General features: G+C 57.6%; 14 protein-coding genes and 1 pseudogene. 4 read left to right on the top strand and 11 right to left on the bottom strand.

The genetic code is table 11. From position 1 onward, the window contains the following. Positions 1–106 precede the first annotated feature (106 nt). Together QRN38_RS15140 and QRN38_RS15135 are read left to right on the top strand one after the other, a co-directional pair. On the top strand, positions 107–1,108 hold the full coding sequence (locus tag QRN38_RS15140; RefSeq protein WP_162491787.1) for an AraC family transcriptional regulator: 1,002 nt from the start codon (positions 107–109) through the stop codon (positions 1,106–1,108). 283 nt (positions 1,109–1,391) lie between these two features. Beyond that, the gene (locus QRN38_RS15135; RefSeq protein ID WP_005767494.1) at positions 1,392–1,829 is read left to right on the top strand and encodes a DUF3757 domain-containing protein; all 438 of its coding nucleotides are present in this window, start codon (positions 1,392–1,394) and stop codon (positions 1,827–1,829) included. Between the two features lie 57 nt (positions 1,830–1,886). Here the strand turns inward: QRN38_RS15135 and QRN38_RS15130 are convergent, their stop codons facing one another. The 8 genes from QRN38_RS15130 to urtA form a co-directional block, all read right to left on the bottom strand. Next, positions 1,887–2,462, bottom strand: coding sequence for a DUF1349 domain-containing protein (locus QRN38_RS15130; RefSeq protein WP_005767492.1), 576 nt, complete (start codon positions 2,460–2,462; stop codon positions 1,887–1,889). A 97-nt stretch (positions 2,463–2,559) separates the two neighbouring features. After that, entirely contained in the window at positions 2,560–2,907 is a 348-nt protein-coding gene (locus QRN38_RS15125) for an FmdB family zinc ribbon protein (RefSeq protein ID WP_010213526.1), read from the bottom strand. 105 nt (positions 2,908–3,012) lie between these two features. After that, positions 3,013–4,245 carry a formamidase gene (gene fmdA, locus QRN38_RS15120; protein ID WP_057417455.1) on the bottom strand — a complete coding sequence of 411 codons (1,233 nt, stop codon included), beginning with the start codon at positions 4,243–4,245 and terminating at the stop codon, positions 3,013–3,015. Between the two features lie 124 nt (positions 4,246–4,369). Beyond that, complete coding sequence (urtE, locus tag QRN38_RS15115; protein ID WP_057417454.1) at positions 4,370–5,059, bottom strand: urea ABC transporter ATP-binding subunit UrtE; 690 nt, start codon at positions 5,057–5,059, stop codon at positions 4,370–4,372. A 10-nt stretch (positions 5,060–5,069) separates the two neighbouring features. Further along, positions 5,070–5,831, bottom strand: a complete 762-nt coding sequence (gene urtD / locus QRN38_RS15110) for an urea ABC transporter ATP-binding protein UrtD (RefSeq protein WP_005619907.1) — start codon at positions 5,829–5,831, stop codon at positions 5,070–5,072. Next, a complete protein-coding gene (gene urtC, locus QRN38_RS15105) occupies positions 5,828–7,003 on the bottom strand; it encodes an urea ABC transporter permease subunit UrtC (RefSeq protein WP_057417409.1) in 1,176 nt (391 codons plus the stop codon). Before urtC ends, urtD begins: the two co-directional genes overlap by 4 nt. A gap of 10 nt (positions 7,004–7,013) precedes the next feature. Then, positions 7,014–7,931, bottom strand: a complete 918-nt coding sequence (gene urtB, locus QRN38_RS15100; protein ID WP_024668053.1) for an urea ABC transporter permease subunit UrtB — start codon at positions 7,929–7,931, stop codon at positions 7,014–7,016. 81 nt (positions 7,932–8,012) lie between these two features. Then, positions 8,013–9,257 (bottom strand): urea ABC transporter substrate-binding protein, encoded by a 1,245-nt coding sequence (urtA, locus tag QRN38_RS15095; protein WP_005767480.1) that lies wholly within the window; start codon positions 9,255–9,257, stop codon positions 8,013–8,015. A 271-nt stretch (positions 9,258–9,528) separates the two neighbouring features. Here urtA and QRN38_RS15090 point away from each other — a divergent pair, with 271 nt between their 5' ends. Both QRN38_RS15090 and QRN38_RS15085 read left to right on the top strand, forming a co-directional pair. Further along, complete coding sequence (locus QRN38_RS15090; RefSeq protein WP_057417453.1) at positions 9,529–12,900, top strand: ATP-binding protein; 3,372 nt, start codon at positions 9,529–9,531, stop codon at positions 12,898–12,900. Next, complete coding sequence (locus tag QRN38_RS15085) at positions 12,887–13,555, top strand: response regulator (RefSeq protein ID WP_024668055.1); 669 nt, start codon at positions 12,887–12,889, stop codon at positions 13,553–13,555. Before QRN38_RS15090 ends, QRN38_RS15085 begins: the two co-directional genes overlap by 14 nt. Positions 13,556–13,559: 4 nt before the next feature. Here QRN38_RS15085 and QRN38_RS15080 read toward each other — a convergent pair. The 3 genes and pseudogenes from QRN38_RS15080 to QRN38_RS15070 form a co-directional block, all read right to left on the bottom strand. Next, positions 13,560–15,011 (bottom strand): annotated as a pseudogene (locus tag QRN38_RS15080) (type IV secretion protein Rhs); the annotation flags it as partial. A 255-nt stretch (positions 15,012–15,266) separates the two neighbouring features. Continuing rightward, on the bottom strand, positions 15,267–15,698 hold the full coding sequence (locus QRN38_RS15075) for an Imm26 family immunity protein (RefSeq protein ID WP_057418476.1): 432 nt from the start codon (positions 15,696–15,698) through the stop codon (positions 15,267–15,269). A 2-nt stretch (positions 15,699–15,700) separates the two neighbouring features. After that, a partial coding sequence (locus tag QRN38_RS15070) for an RHS repeat-associated core domain-containing protein (protein WP_285362440.1) occupies positions 15,701–16,341 on the bottom strand: 641 nt, incomplete at its 5' end.

The raw sequence follows: 16,341 nt of genomic DNA, 5'->3' as shown, positions 1-16,341 counted from the left end.
CCTTGCTGATTGAACCCGAACCTTTCCATGAGTGAAGTGAATGTCCCCTACTGGTAAACGCAGTTCGGCTCTGGACTACTCGGTCTGGCCGGGATGGCGGGTATTGATGCAGGATGCCGGACTGGCGACGGCGCCCGTCTTGCGTCGCGCGCAATTGCCGGGTGATTTGTTCACACGACAAAATGTTCGTCTGGACTCGGCGCACTTCTTCAAGCTTTGGGAGGCGATCGAAGCCGAGGCTGCATCCATCAATGCGGACTTGCCGGCGCCTTTGCAAATTGCCAAGGTCATGTCTTCGGACTGGTTTGATCCAGAACTTTTTGCCGCGCTGTGCAGCGCCAACATGGCCGACGCCCTGGAGCGCATTGCCAAATACGTAAGGTTGATCGCGCCCATGGTCATTCGGGTCGTGCCGACCAAAGCGCACACCACCGTCACCATGGATTTTCTGGACGCCTGCGAACCGCCCACTGTGTTTCTGGCATTCAAGCTCGTGTTTTTTGTTCAATTGGCCAGACTGGCGACACGCAGTCCTGTGCAGCCCTTGCAGGTTAACTGGCCGTCGCCATCGACGCCTGGCCCGGACTTGCAGGCCTATCAAGCGTACTTCGGCATTCCAGTGACTCACGCGCCACAGGCCAGCCTGGTATTTGCAGCGGCGGACGTAGAGCGCCCGTTTCTGACGGAAAACCACAAGATGTGGTTGTTCTTCGAGCCCGGTCTGCGACAGCGATTGTCTGAACTGGACAGGACATCCGGAATGGTCGAGCGGGTACGCAGTGCGCTGCTTGAGTCTTTACCGGCAGGCGCGGTATCGATGCAGCAGATCAGCCGAAAACTGGGCGTCAGTACCCGCACTCTGCAGCGCAGGTTGCAGGATGAAGGGACGACGTTTCAGCAGACGCTCGATACGCTGCGCGATTCCCTGGCACGCCACTACCTGCGCAGCACAGCCATGTCGAGTGCGCAGATATCGTTTCTTCTGGGCTTCGAGGACGCCAATTCCTTTGCTCGCGCATTCCAGTCATGGACAGGCAGTACGCCGGGCAAGGTGAGGGCTGAAATGGATAACTCCCGTCATCCATCGACCGCGCGTTCAGGCGAATAAAACATCACGGCTGATACAGGACTGTGTTTTTGATTGGCTGATGACGGTATGCAGGCGTTCGAGTTGAGCGATGACCGGGCGTGCAGGTCAATCTGCAAAATAGTTGGCTACCGTCTTCAGAAAATATTTATATATTTCCAACCTCGCAAGAAAAACCCGCAAACTTCATTTCGACGAACACCCAACGGCCACTCATGAAAATGCCTTGTCTATAGCAGACCGACATGAGTGGCACCTAATACCTCAACACATTAAGTGTTGAATCATAAAGTAAAGGACTACCATGAAAAAGATACTGATCAGCTTCGCAGTTACTACTTCCCTGATGGGAATATCCGCGGTCTCTCAGGCAATGGAAAACTGCCCTGCCGTCGCAAAAATCGAAAAGGTTTCTCCAGGTGTCTACCGTGCAAACGGTAACGATGGAGAATGGACCGGTATTCTTCAAGGGGCTGTGGCGAAAGAAATGCCCGTGCAGTCTTTTGAGATGGCGCTGGCCACTCAGGAAAATCCGGTCGGCCCTCAACGAATTCAATACTGCACGTACAACATTGCTGGTCGCGACACCGTCGACATGCGCTTTACCGCAACCAGTGGACAACATATCACTGTGAAAACCGAAGGCAGCGCCTGGAAAAAAGAAGAAGGGCCACTGGGTCTTATCTACAACGTGTGCGAAAAAACGTCCCCTGAAAACTGCACGTTCACGATTCTCAAGTAGCCCCAACTGATAGGTAAAACTCTTCAACTGGCTCGCAAACGCCCGTTGAAGAGCCGCTCATGTCAGATCATGCAAATCCTTGCCCAGCGCAGGCATGACTTCGAAATGAGAAAACACCACTTCAAGCCCTCCCCGCTCCGGGCTGCAGCACATGGACCCTACGGCATAACGCTCGCTCAGCGGGAATGCTGCCAGACGCAACAATGGCCAGCGCAGCCCGTCGCTGGAATGCTGAATGCGCATTACGCCCTTGGCGACAGTGACTCGCAGCCAGAGCCCTGATGAGGAGTCATCAAACACGCCCGTGGCCCAATCCGACTGCCCGCAGGTCAAAACACTGCCCAGCATCAGGGCGCCATCGCTGACCTCGACACCCGTTTTCACCCAGTTGCGCTCATCGACTCGCACCATCAGGCCCGCCTGGTCATACAGAGTTTTGAAATCACCCTGCACATGCACTTGCGCGGTGAAGTCACCCTTCACTGAAACACCTAGAAAATGGCCGGTGTCTCGACAGAAGCCATAATGCGTCTGCTGCCAGAAGTCAGTTTCGGGGTCTGTGATGACAGTCAGGCGCTGATCCGTCACGCTCCACTGCCTGGGTTCGTTCAACCAGATACCTTTTTCGAACATGCTGACTCCTATGTGGCTGAATACTGAGGACAGGTTGCTGGCCAGATCGCCAGCAGCTGTTTTCGCACCGTTCAGAAATTCTACAGGGCAACAGCACTCAGTGGCTGATCATCCACGGCCTGCCCGCAGTCTTGCCTTTGAGGGCGTGCGGGTTTGCCTTGGTCGGTTGCACCACTTTGGCAGGCCCGCAGCACCCACAGCCCTTTGGATGACGCTTGCTGTCCTGATACTCAGCCACGGTTTTAGGCGCATGGGCGCTGCGTTCGTTGGCGGCGATGGCGCTGCGGGTATTGCCCGTCATGGTCGCCAGACCGGGCGCTGACAATATCACCCGCATGCTGGAGACTTCGCAGACCGGGCAATCGCAAGGCAGCGCACTGTCGGCCATTGGGCGCAGGGCGGTGAAGTAGCCGCACTCGGGGCAATCGTATTCGTACATGGGCATACACAGTTCTCCGAAAAAAATTCGTCGGCAACGCCGATACCGTCCGCTCATTCTGGTGAACGCCGCGCGCAGACAGACGTCACCAGAACGATCCCGGGCGGGCGCTTACTTGTCCGGCGCAATCGGCAAGTCGATGCTGCCGTCGATAAAGCGGGTCGGGCCGTCGGCGTTCGGGTTGATATCGAACTTGAAGATCTCGGTCGGCAGCCAGAGCGTTGCGCAGGCATTGGGAATATCGACGATGCCGCTGATATGGCCCTGCACCGGCGCCGAACCCAGCAGCGCGTAGCCCTGCGCGGGCGAGTAACCGAACTTGGTCATGTAGTTGATGGCGTTGAGGCACGCCTGTCGATAGGCGACGTTGACGTCCAGGTAGTGCTGCTGGCCTGATTCATCGACCGAGATGCCCTCAAAGATCAGGTACTTGTTGTAGGTCGGCACGATCGGGCTGGGTTTGAAGACAGGGTTCTTGATCCCGTACTTGGCCATGCCGCCTTTGATCAGCTCAACGCGCATGTGCACCCAGCCAGCCATTTCAATGGCACCGCAAAAGGTGATCTCGCCATCGCCCTGACTGAAGTGCAGATCGCCCACCGACAGACCGGCGCCGTCCACGTACACCGGAAAAAACACCTTGGAACCACGGGACAAATCCTTGATATCGCAGTTACCGCCATGTTCGCGGGGCGGCACGGTGCGCGCCCCGGTGGCAGCAGCCAGATCACGCTTGGGCCCGCCTTTCATCTTGCCCAGGTGCGCGGTTTTGGCGTGCGGCGGGTTGGCCAGCGGCGGGACGCGCCCAGGGTCGGTGTCGATCAATTCCTGCTCGCGACGGTTCCACTCGGCGAGCATCTTGTGGTCCGGCAGACAGCCGATCAGCCCCGGATGGATCAAACCGGCAAACTCGACACCGGGAATGTGCCGCGAACTGGTCATCATGCCCTTGAAGTCCCAGATCGCCTTCTGAGCCATCGGAAAGTGGTCGGTAAGAAACCCGCCGCCGTTCTGTCTGGAAAAGAAGCCGTTGAAGCCCCACTGCGAATCAGCCCGAGCGCCGATGTCCAGCAGGTCGACCACCAGCAGGTCGCCGGGCTCTGCACCGTGCACACCGACCGGGCCGGACAGGTAATGGACCGTCGAAAGATCGACGTCGCGTACATCGCTGGCATCGTCGTTGTTCTTGATAGCCCCGGCGGTCCAGTCGTAGGTTTCCAGAATAAAGTCTTCACCGGGCTTGACCCAGCACGCCATGGGAATATCCGGGTGCCAGCGGTTGTGGATCTGCTCGTTTTCAGTCACAGGCTGATTGAGGTCGACTTTGATCAGAACTTCGGTCATGGCGTATCTCCTTTCTGGGGAATGTGGCTTATCGCGGGCAAGCGGATGCCTTGGGCCTTGTGCGACAGACAACGCGCAGGCCCGCGATAACGGTGTTTCAAGTCATGAAGCGTGAGGTCAGGGTTTACACCGACAGGTAACGACTGATCGTCGCCTCATCGACATTGGCCCGGCTTTCCTCGACGACAAACCGGCCCTTCTCGATCACCAGAAACCGGTCGGCAATTTCCAGGGTGAACGACAGCACCTGCTCGGACACAACGATGGTCAGGTCATGCAGGGAACGAATCTCTTTGAGCGTGCGTGCGATGTCCTTGATGATCGACGGCTGAATGCCTTCGGTGGGCTCGTCCAGCAATAGAACCTTGGGCTTGGTCGCCAGTGCGCGGGCGATGGCCAATTGTTGTTGCTGCCCGCCGGACAGGTTGCCGCCGCGTCGCCCGCGCATGTCAAACAGCACTGGAAACAGCGCATAGAGGTCGTCTGGCACCTTGCCTTTGGCCGAGGCTGGCAGGCCAGTCTGGATATTTTCCAGTACCGTCATGGCCGGAAAGATCATTCGGCCCTGAGGCACATAGGCCATGCCATGCTCGACCCTGGCGTGGGTTTCCATCGCCGAGATGTCCACGCCGGCAACCGTCACCTGGCCACCCCATTGCGGCAATATGCCCATCAGGCTTTTGAACAGGGTGGTCTTGCCCATACCATTGCGGCCCATCACCGCGACTATTTCCTGCTTATCGACCTTCAAGTTCAGGTCATGAAGAATCTGGCTCTGACCGTAACCGCAAGCCAACTGGTTGATCGCAAACATGCTGTGCTCCTCAGTGGCCCAGATAGACTTCAATGACTTTCGGGTTCTTCTGCACCGACTCCATGCTGCCCTCGGCAAGCACCTTGCCCTGATGCAACACCGTGACCTTGTGCGCGATGCTTTTGACGAACTCCATGTCGTGCTCGATCACCAGCACCGAGCGGCCCTGGCTGATCCGCTTGAGCAGCTCGGCAGTTTGCGCACGCTCACTGACGCTCATCCCGGCGACCGGTTCGTCGAGCATCAACAGCTCCGGGTCCTGCATCAGCAGCATGCCGATTTCCAGCCACTGCTTCTGGCCGTGGGACAACAGCCCTGCCTGCTGGCGTAACAGGTCACCGAGAAAAATTTCTGCAGCCACCTGATTCACCCGGTCCACCACTTCATCGGTACGCTGAAAAAACAGCGCGCCGAATACCGTGCGGCCTTTGGGGAAAGACATTTCCAGGTTCTCGAACACCGACAGGTTGTCGTAGATCGACGGGGTCTGGAACTTGCGCCCCACACCGGCACGCACAATGTCGTATTCCTTCATACGGGTGAGCTCACGGCCCTTGAACTCAATGCTGCCGCTGGTGGCGCGGGTCTTGCCGCAGATCAAATCGAGCACGGTGGTCTTGCCCGCACCATTGGGCCCGATCACCACGCGGACTTCGTTGCGGTCGATGTACAGATTGAGATCGTCCACCGCCTTGAAACCGTCGAAGGACACGGTCAGCCCTTCGATGGCCAGCACCGGCTTGGGCATGTGAAACGCGGTCGGCTGGCTCATGACTGAGTCTCCACGCTGCTTTTCACCGGTGTGTTTTTTACGGGTGCGTGGCCAGCGCCGGGAATGGCAGGCGCGACCGGCTTGTCACTGCGTTTGAAGCGCCCCAGCCACTTGCGCCCGTGGCTTTCCCACAGACCCGCCAGGCCATCCGGGAAGTACATGACCACAGCGATAAACAACCCGCCCATCAAGTACAACCAGAGCTCTGGAAAGGACTCCGAGAAGTAGGTTTTCCCGTAGTTGACCAGCAACGAGCCATACACCGCCCCCAGCAACGACATGCGTCCGCCGACTGCGGCAAATATCACCATCTCGATGGACGGCACGATGCCCACGAACGAGGGCGACATGAAACCCACCTGCAAAGCGAACATGGCCCCGCCGATGGCCGAGAAACCGGCCGCGACGCAGTAAACGAATATCTTGAAACCCGCCACGTCATAGCCCGAAAACCGTACGCGCTCTTCCTTGTCGCGCATGGCCATCAGCAGGCGACCGAGCTTGGAAGCCAGAATGAACTTGCCGATCAGGATGCAGCCCAGCAGCAGGCCCGCATTGACGAAATACAGAGCCAACTTGGCGCCATCGCTGCGGATGTCCCAGCCCAGCAACGTCTTGAGATCGGTAATACCGTTAATGCCTCCGGTCAGGCCCTGCTGGCCGATGATCAGCACCGTGAGAATCAGCGCAATGGCCTGGGTGACGATGGAGAAATACACATCGCCCACACGCCGCTTGAACAGCGCAGTGCCGATGATCCACGCGAGCAGCACGGGCACGGCAATCACGGCGAAGACGCTGAACGTGAAGCTGTGAAACGGCACCCACAACGCTGGCAGTTCGGTGATCTGGTTCCAGTCCATGAAGTCGGGAATACCCGGTGTTGACTGGATTTTCGTGCTCTGGGGGTCGCTGGCTTCCAGCTTGAGAAACATCGCCATGCAATACCCGCCCAGACCAAAAAACACGCCTTGGCCCAGGCTGAGAATTCCGCCATAGCCCCAGCACAACACCAGGCCCACCGCGACAAAGGCATAGGTCAGGTATTTGCCGATCATGTTCAGACGAAAAGCGTCAAGGGTAAGCGGAAAGACCAGCAGAATCAGGGCCGCGAGGATCAGCAGGCCGATAACACCCTGTCGTCCGCCCATGAGTTTGTCTATTGCGTTCATCGGGCGACCTCTACTTGCGAACTTTGCTTGAGAACAACCCTTGCGGGCGCATCAGCAGAATCAGAATCACGGCAGACAGGGTCAGCACCTTGGCCATCGATCCACTCATGAAAAACTCGGCAATCGACTGCGTCTGGGCAATGGTGAACGCCGAAGCAATCGTGCCCAGCAGGCTTTGCGCACCGCCGAAGACCACCACCAGAAACGTGTCGACGATATACAGCGACCCGGCCGTCGGCCCGGTGGAGCCGATGGTGGTAAACGCCGCGCCCGCCACCCCCGCCACGCCGCAACCCAGCGCAAAGGTCATGCGGTCCACTTCGCGGGTGTTGATCCCCACGGCGCGGCTCATCACCCGGTTCTGCACCGTTGCCCGCACATGCAGGCCCCAGCGTGTGCGGTACAGCATGAGGAAGATGCAACCGGTCAGCAGCACGGTCAGCGCCATCACGAACAGGCCATTGCGCGGAATCTCGATGGTGTCGCTCAGGCTGACCGCGCCCATCAGCCACTCGGGCGGGTTGGCGCTGACTTCCCGGGCACCGAAGATCGAACGCAGCGCTTGTTGCATTACCAGCGACAAACCCCAGGTCGCCAACAATGTGTCCAGCGGCCGGTGATAGAGACGGCTGATCATCACCCGCTCGACCACCCAGCCAATCGAGCCCGCCACCACGAACGACAGCGCAATGGCGAAGAAAAAGTAGTAAGGCTGCATCGACGGCATATAGGTCTGCACCAGCGTCGACAGCACATAGGTGGTGTACGCGCCGACGGTCAGAAACTCGCCGTGGGCCATGTTGATCACGCCCATCTGGCCGAAAATGATTGCCAGCCCGAGCGCCATGAGCAACAGCACGCAGAACACCGAAAGCCCGTTGAACCCTTGCATGGCGGCGATAGCACCGAACTCAGATAGCCATTGCATGGTGATGGTCCCCGAATGAAGAGAAAGGCAGGCGAAACACCGTCAGGGTGGGAGCCGACTGCCCCCCACCCTGCGCAGTGCTTACTGGTAGCCTTTCGGGAAAGGGTTGGGCTCGATCAGGTCAGATTCGTAGATCACCTTGAACTGGCCATTGGCTTGAACCTCACCGATGCGCGTCTTGCTCCACAGGTGATGGTTTTCGTGAACTTTCACGTAGCCTTCAGGCGCCGTCTTGAGCTCGATACCCGGGGATGCCGCGACCACCTTGTCGACATCAAAGCTGCCGGCTTTCTCGACTGCGGCTTTCCACAACCATGGGCCGAGGTAGGCAGCCTGGGTCACGTCGCCCATCACCGAATCCTTGCCGTATTTGGCCTTGAACGCGTCAACAAAGGCTTTGTTGTTGGGGTTGTCGAGGCTCTGGAAGTACTTCATGGAGGCGTAGAAACCTTCCATGTTTTCGCCGCCGATGCCGAGCAGTTCGTCTTCGGTGACCGACAAGGTCAGCAGGTTCTGTTTGGTGGACGTCACACCTGCAGCCTTGAGCTGTTTGTAGAACGCTACGTTGGAGCCACCGACCACGGCGGCGAACACCACATCCGGTTTCTTCAGCTTGACCTTGTTGATCAGCGAGCCGAACTGGGTGTTGCCCAGCGGGTAATAATCCTCGCCGACCACGGTGCCATGCAGAACGTTTTCAATGTGCTTGCGAGCGATCTTCATCGAGGTACGCGGCCAGATGTAATCCGAGCCGATCAGGTAAAAGGTCTTGGCGCCCTTCTCTTTGGCAATCCAGTCCAGGCCCGCAAGAATCTGCTGGGTCGCTTCCTGGCCGGTATAAATCACGTTTTTGGATTGCTCCAGGCCTTCATAGAACGTCGGGTAGTACAAAAGCCCGTTTTCCTTCTCGAACACCGGCAGCACGGCTTTGCGCGAGGCCGATGTCCAGCAGCCAAACACCGCCGCTACCTTGTCGCCGACCAGCAGCTTTCTGGCTTTTTCGGCAAAGGTCGGCCAATCGGACGCACCATCCTCCTGCACCACTTTGATCTGCCGACCGAGAATGCCGCCCGATGCGTTGATCTGCTCGATCGCCAGGCGCTCGGCTTGAATCGAACCGGTCTCAGAGATCGCCATCGTGCCGGTGGCCGAGTGCAACTGACCGACAGTGACTTCGGTCGCGGTAACCGCAAGGCCAGTGGTGTTGGCGTCGGCGGCGATGGCTGCCTGACCGAAAATACTGGCGGCAATCAGCGACAGCGCCGCCGTGCCCAAGGCCAGCCGTCGGGGGAGTGAGCGCTTGGTGCTTGTCAGGGATGTGTCCATGGTGCGGCTCCTGTGCGAGTGAGTCCTGACTGACGCTCTGTTGGCGTCTGGTCACGAGGTGGGCTCAGCATGAAGCGGCGTGCACGATGCGGGTATACGCAGCATGACGTAGTCGCATACGTCATTTGACTTACCGCCAGCGGACGGATTTGCAGGCATGATTGCGCACCTGCGCAAGCCGCGGGCATGGATATTGCTGGCTTTTGTTGTACAGCGTTTGTTTTATCAGGGAGCTTCGAACGACCTATTACCCCTCCTCTGGAGACGTACCGTGCGACCTTCAGGCTCTCAGCGCATCATAAAAATTCGACGCGACTACAACCGCCTGGTCGCCGACGAAACAATGGAAGACTACGCGCTCAGGTTCACGCCCAAATCGTTTCGCAAATGGTCGGAATGGCGCATTTCGAACACGGCCGTTGGTGCCGTGTCCTTTTTGGCACTCGAGGCCATCGGCGGCGCGCTGGTGATCAGCTACGGGTTCACCAATACCCTCTGGGCAATCCTCGCCACTGCACTGGTGATCTTCCTGACCGGCCTGCCAATCAGCTACTACGCAGCGCGCTATGGCGTCGACATGGACCTGCTGACCCGTGGCGCAGGGTTCGGCTACATCGGCTCGACCATCACGTCGCTGATCTACGCCAGCTTCACCTTTCTGTTCTTCGCCCTTGAAGCGGCAATCATGGCCCTGGCGCTGGAGCTTTACTTCCACATTCCGATTGCGCTGGCCTACATCATTTGCTCAATCATCGTCATCCCGCTGGCGGTTTACGGCGTCACCCTGATCAGCCGCTTGCAGATGTGGTCACAACCGTTGTGGCTGACGCTGCTGCTGGTGCCCTATGTGTTCGTGATCTGGAAAAACCCCGATGCCCTCGTCGACTGGCTGAGTTTCTCCGGGCGCGAAGGTGAAGGCGGCACCTTTGACCTGTTGTTTTTCGGTGCGGCGTTCAGCGTCGCGCTGTCGTTGGTGACGCAGATCGGCGAGCAGGTCGACTACCTGCGCTTTCTCCCGGAAAAGACCCGGCACAACCGCAAACGCTGGTGGGCCGCATTGCTCATGGCAGGGCCTGGCTGGATCATCCCCGGCGCGCTGAAAATCATGGCCGGGGCCTTCCTGGCTTTTCTCGCCCTGCAACATGAAGTGCCCGTTGAGCGCGCCGCCGAGCCGACGCAGATGTACCTGGTCGCCTTCCGGTACGTGTTCAGTTCCCCCGAGTGGGCGCTGGCGGCCATGACCCTGTTCGTGATCATTTCCCAGATCAAGATCAACATGACCAATGCCTACGCAGGCTCGCTGGCCTGGTCGAACTTTTTTGTCCGCGTCACCCACAGCCACCCGGGGCGTGTGGTCTGGCTGGTCTTCAACGTGGCCATCGCGCTGGTGCTGATGGAGCTCGGCGTGTTCGATGCCATCGAGCAGGTGCTGGGGCTGTATGCCAACGTCGCCATTGCCTGGATTGGTGCGCTGGTCGCTGATCTGGTCATCAACAAGCCTATGGGCTGGTCGCCGAAACACATCGAGTTCAAGCGCGCGCACCTTTACGACATCAACCCCGTGGGCGTCGGTGCCATGTCGATTGCCTCACTGGTGTCGTTCTGCGCCCACTTCGGGCTGTTCGGCGCCATTGCTCAAGCCGCACCGCCCTTGATTTCGCTGGCCATCGCGCTGGTCACCGCCCCGCTGCTCGCCTGGCTGACCGACGGCAAGTACTACATCGCCCGCACCAGCTCCGACACCCTGCTCTACCCGCAAGGACGGCAGGAATCATTGCTGTGCGGCCTGTGCAACAACGCCTTTGAAACGCCCGACATGGCCTACTGCCCGGCCTATCGAACGCCCATCTGTTCGCTGTGCTGCTCACTGGATGCGCGTTGCGGGGACCAGTGCAAACCACGGGCGCGGCTGTCCATGCAGTTCGAGGACCTGATCGGCAAGGTGCTGCCACGCTTTCCGCGCCACTACCTGCACACCCGGCTGGCGCAATACCTGGGCCTGTTGACCATCCTGGTGGCGGGCTCGTCGGGAGCACTTGCGTTGATCTACAACCAGGTCGCCCATGGCCTGATCGACCAATCGCCAGAGGCCCATCACCTGTTGATGCTGGCCTTCCTGAAAGCGTTTTTGACCGTCTGCGTGTTCGCCGGGGTCCTCGCCTGGTGGGTGGTGCTGACCCGAGAAAGCCGCCGGGTGGCGCAGGAAGAGTCCGAGCGCCAAACCTCCCTGCTCATACAGGAAATCGACGCCCACGAAAAAACCGACCAGGCGCTGCAAAAAGCCAAGGAAGCTTCGGAGGCCGCCAACGCAGCGAAAAGTCGCTACATCACCGGGCTGTCCCATGAGCTTCGCACGCCCCTGAACAGCATTCTGGGCTTCACGCAGATTCTGCAACGCGACACAACGACCCCGCCCCATCATCAGGACCCGCTGGCAACTATCATGCGCAGCAGTTCGCACTTGCTGTCGCTGATCAACGGGTTACTGGACGTGGCCAAGATCGAGGCCGGAAAACTGAAGCTTGAGCCCACCGAGATTCTGTTTCAGGAATTCCTACACGACCTGGAAAAGATGTTCGCCGGCACCGCTCAGGAAAAAAACCTTGGTTTCCGCCTGGAGCTGGAGGGCCGCATGCCTATGGTGGTGCGCGGTGACGAGAAACGGGTACGGCAGATCCTGATCAACCTGCTGGGCAATGCCGTGAATTTCACCGACAGCGGCGAAGTGGTGTTACGGGTCAGTTATCGCCGCGAGACCGCCATTTTCGACATCGTCGACAGCGGCATAGGCATTGCCCCGGAGCAAATTGAACGGATCTTCCAGCCCTTCGAGCGTGGCGGTCAGACGCGTCATGACAACGGCGTAGGTTTGGGCCTGACGATCACCCGCATGCTGACCGCGCTGATGGGCGGTGCGCTGTCGGTTTCCAGCACGCCGGGCGAAGGCACGCACTTCAAGGTGCGCCTGTTTCTGTCGGAAGTGCGGGTGCCCAAGGCGGTGATCGACGTTAATCATGACGTGGTCGGCTATGACGGCGAGCGGCGTCTGGTGCTGGTGGTCGACGACCACATCGAGCACCGCAAGGTCATCAGCGGCATGCTTGAACCGCTGGGCTTCACCGTCGCCCAGGCCGAAAACGGTATGGAAGCAGTTCGCCAGGTGTCCCTGCTGCACCCGGACCTGATCCTGATGGACCTGTCCATGCCGGACATGGACGGCTGGGCCACCCTGCGCATGATCCGTCGCAACGCACGCTCGAACGCGCCGGTCATCGTACTGTCGGCCAACGCCAATGCAAGCACCGACGACGACATCGGCCACGACTACCTGTCCAAACCCGTGCACCTGCGCGACCTGCTGGATCGCCTCAAACATCACCTTAACCTCAACTGGCAACATCGCTCCCGCACTGCCAGCGAAACAAAAACCCCGTGGATCCTGCCGCCGCGCGAAGACCTTGAAGACCTGTACACCCTGTGCGGTCTGGGGTACGTACGCGGTATCCAGAACAAACTGGACGCCATTGAAACCAGCAACATCGCGAGCGGCAGTTTCGTCACCGACCTGCGCGCGCTGGCCAAAGGTTTTCGTCTGGATGAACTCAGCCTGCACCTCAAGGAGATGCTCGATGAACGCCCTTAGCCAACCCAGCGACAAAGGCGTCATCCTGATCGTCGACGACACCCCGGACAACCTCGCGCTGCTCTCCGATGCGCTGGACGAAGCGGGCTACATGGTCATGGTGGCGCTGGATGGCATCAGCGCCCTGATGCGCATCCAGCGCCGCCGCCCGGACCTGATCCTGCTCGACGCCATGATGCCGGGAATGGACGGCTTCGAGACCTGCCGACAAATCAAGCAACAGCCCGACGCCTCGAACATCCCGGTACTGTTCATGACCGCCCTGACCGACAGCGAACACGTCGTCGAAGGCTTCGAAGCCGGCGCGATCGACTACGTGATCAAACCCATCCAGTGCAACGAAATGATCGCCAGAGTCGCCTCCCACCTGCGCACCGCGCGCACCCTGCAATCCGCCCGCAGCACCTCGCAACCACCCGGCATCAACGACGCCGCCGCTTACACCCGTCTCTCCAGCAGCTTTCAACTGACCGAACGCGAAGTCGACGTGCTTCGCTGGGTAGCGTGCGGCAAGACCAACAAGGACATTGCCGATATTTTGCAGTTGAGCCCCAGGACGGTTAACAAGCACCTGGAGCATATCTATGTGAAGTTGGGGGTGGAGACGCGGACGGCGGCGACGTCGGTTGCGTTGGCGGCGATGGCAAGGGTGTAGGTGGGTTGGTGCTTTCCACCTGCGTATCGGCCATGGTCTCGGTTTTGACCAGGCGGTTTTCGCAGTCGTAGGTGAAGGTTTGCCAGCGCACGATGCCTACGGCTTTTTCGATCAGGTTGCCCCAGGCGTCGTATTTGTATTCGTGGTTGCGCCACTGTTTGAGGCGGTTGTCTTTGACGTGGTCAAAGCGGCTGGTGTTGAAGTTCAGGCGGTTGGCCGCTGCGTCGTAGCGGAACTCTTCGCCATCGACGATCAAGCCGTTGTTGCGCGCCAGCAACTGGCCGTTGGCTTCGTATTCGTAGCGGGTTTCGCCGCGCAGTTTGTCGAGGGTGCGGCTCAGTTCACCAGCCGGGTCGTATTCATAACGGCGGTGGATGGAGTTGTAGGCGTGTTCGACGTATCGCTCGGGCTTTATCAGCGGGTTCTGGATCTGCGACAGCTTTTCGGCGGGCAGGGTGGTTGCGTACTGCCAGGCTTTGCGGCCCATGCTGTCGTAGCCGAAGCAACTGGTGAGCTTGCCCTGGGTGCGGTAGATCTCGCGGTGCAGGTCGTCGCGTTCCATGTCGCTGATCAACTGGCCTTCGAGGTTCAACTGGTGCAGGTGACCACTGCCGTAATACAGGTGGTTCAGGTGCTGGCCGGTGGGAAGGGTCAGCGTGGTCAGGTTGCTCAGCGGATCGTAGTCGTAGGTCAGCGCGCCTTGTGGCGTGGTCTCTTTCGTCAGGCGGCCCAGCAGGTCGTAGGTAAATTCCAGTTTCTCGGCGGTGACGCCGAGTTTTCTGCCGGTGTCGGTCTGTTTGCGCTGAATCGACAGCAACCGGTCGCCGTCGTCGTATTCGTAGTCCTGACGCGCATCGTCGTTGAGTTTGGCCAGCAGGCGACCAATCGGGTCGCGCTCAAGAAAGGTGCTGCGGCGTAGCTGTTCGCCTTTGTCGCCGTAGCCGATTTCCTCGACCTGAGTCAGGTGGCCGCCGAGGTTGTAGCTGAAACGGCGGGTGAGGTTGTCGATGCGCTTTTCTTCGATCAGGCGGTCGGAATTGTCGTAGGCGAAGTTGTAGGTGGCGTCGTTTTCGTTGGTCAGGGCGATGAGGCGGATGGCCTTGTCGTACTGGTAGGCAACGGCCTTGCCCTTGGCGTCTTCACGTCGGGTCGGCAAACCTCGAGCATTGCGTGACAGCCGGGTGATCTGGCCTTTGCCATTGGTGTGCGAAACGACCTGACCCAGCGCGTTGTAGGCAAAGGACTCAACGCTGCCATCAGGGTGGTTGATGCGCAGCACTTCACCGTCGGGTTTGCGCTCCAGCGTGGTTGTGGTGTTCAGCGCATCGGTGACGGCGATCAGGTGGCCGCGATCGTCATAGCGGTAGTGGGTGTCTTTGCCTGAGCAGTCCTGGAAGCGCACCACTTGAGCCAGGCTGTTCCACCACAGGTATTTGGACTTGTAGGTCGCATCGATGAAGCAGAAGGAGACTAAAGCAATGTTAGTACCCCCACTGCAAGTTTGGTTTTTAAAGAGTCTTAAAAGTTTACAACATTAAATTGCCTCTGCGAGTAAATCGTAGACAACAGGAGGACTATCAATCAGCTTCTTCATTTGCAATAAAGCAAAAGCATCACTCCTGAAATTATCAAGCCCTCATGACTGAGCGCTGTATCGCAATTAAAAACAGGAAAGATTCTCGATCAGCAGAAAATCAAAAATGAATTTCTGCTAATCAATAAATTGTTCAACATAACTTTGGACAAGATCATAGCCGGCGACACCTAAAACATTATATTTTTTATACCGAGAATGCTCTAGCATCTCTAAGAATTCGTCTTCAAAGTATAACGCACCAGCATCCCTATAATACTTAAGCTTTTCTTTTTCAGAGCTTAAAGAGATGTTTCCGACGATTTTCCATTTTCCGTTTTTCAGATTATCAACAGATGTAAATATCACATTCTCCATTCCTCTGGAATTTTTAAAACGAAGAAATTCTTTATCTACCAAATCAACAACACCCTCATTATCAGCCACACTCAAAACGCCGAAAGAGAAAACTCTTTTAAAGCGATCCTTGAAAGCGCATATTATTTGACAAACAACAAGCTTTCCGGAGATTGAAGGCAGTAAAAAAATATCTCCTGATTTATATTTCACGACTAAATCCCTGCTTTGATAGTAGTTAAGGCATCTTTAAGAATTGTATTACCCCAAGCGGAGCTATCACCAGCCACCTTATACATTGAAGCATTAGGGTTGGAGGTACTGAACGAGCGTATTTTATTTAGAAGATTTGTCAGCGGATTCATAGATTGCGCCCCACCATGCATGCCTATAAGTTTTTGCTCAAGAAATTTAGCTTCTGCCTTGCTAAGGTTATTAGGGAAAACTGTTAGTTTTTCAAGGTTAGATTTTCCCGGTGTCTGAGCATGCGCGGCTAATCGGACAGGAGCATCACCACGACCGACATATTTTATTTTGCCACCGGCATGAAGAACATATAAGCCTTGTCCATTCACAGAGTCATATTTACTACCAGAGCCACCAGGTTTACGCATTGAAGGTAAACCATTACATGAGGTAAGTCCTAGTGGATCAAGCCACGCCTGAGAGTTTGGCGCATACTGATAAAGATTAAACCCACCCGCCAACCCAATCGGATCCTGCGTAGTAAACCGCCCAATCTCCGGATCATAATACCGAAACGTATTGTAGTGCAGCCCCGTCTCGACATCAAAATACTGTCCCTGAAACCGTAGGTTCTGCTCGACCTCGTTCACCACCAGCTTTTCCACTGCCC

Source organism: Pseudomonas sp. CFBP2511 (genome assembly GCF_030209255.1).
Taxonomy (GTDB): Bacteria; Pseudomonadota; Gammaproteobacteria; order Pseudomonadales; family Pseudomonadaceae; genus Aquipseudomonas; species Aquipseudomonas avellanae.
Note: the sequence above shows the minus strand (reverse complement) of the source record. Positions and strands in the feature narration are given on the sequence as shown.

Bases quoted from the DNA above. Each gene is read 5' to 3' on its own strand.
- QRN38_RS15130 (WP_005767492.1), bottom strand. From the start codon at position 2,462: ATGTTCGAAAAAGGTATCTGGTTGAACGAACCCAGGCAGTGGAGCGTG.
- urtA (WP_005767480.1), bottom strand. From the start codon at position 9,257: ATGGACACATCCCTGACAAGCACCAAGCGCTCACTCCCCCGACGGCTG.
- urtE (WP_057417454.1), bottom strand. From the start codon at position 5,059: ATGTTTGCGATCAACCAGTTGGCTTGCGGTTACGGTCAGAGCCAGATT.
- urtD (WP_005619907.1), bottom strand. From the start codon at position 5,831: ATGAGCCAGCCGACCGCGTTTCACATGCCCAAGCCGGTGCTGGCCATC.
- QRN38_RS15135 (WP_005767494.1), top strand. From the start codon at position 1,392: ATGAAAAAGATACTGATCAGCTTCGCAGTTACTACTTCCCTGATGGGA.
- urtB (WP_024668053.1), bottom strand. From the start codon at position 7,931: ATGCAATGGCTATCTGAGTTCGGTGCTATCGCCGCCATGCAAGGGTTC.
- QRN38_RS15140 (WP_162491787.1), top strand. From the start codon at position 107: ATGCAGGATGCCGGACTGGCGACGGCGCCCGTCTTGCGTCGCGCGCAA.
- urtC (WP_057417409.1), bottom strand. From the start codon at position 7,003: ATGAACGCAATAGACAAACTCATGGGCGGACGACAGGGTGTTATCGGC.
- QRN38_RS15125 (WP_010213526.1), bottom strand. From the start codon at position 2,907: ATGCCCATGTACGAATACGATTGCCCCGAGTGCGGCTACTTCACCGCC.
- fmdA (WP_057417455.1), bottom strand. From the start codon at position 4,245: ATGACCGAAGTTCTGATCAAAGTCGACCTCAATCAGCCTGTGACTGAA.
- QRN38_RS15085 (WP_024668055.1), top strand. From the start codon at position 12,887: ATGAACGCCCTTAGCCAACCCAGCGACAAAGGCGTCATCCTGATCGTC.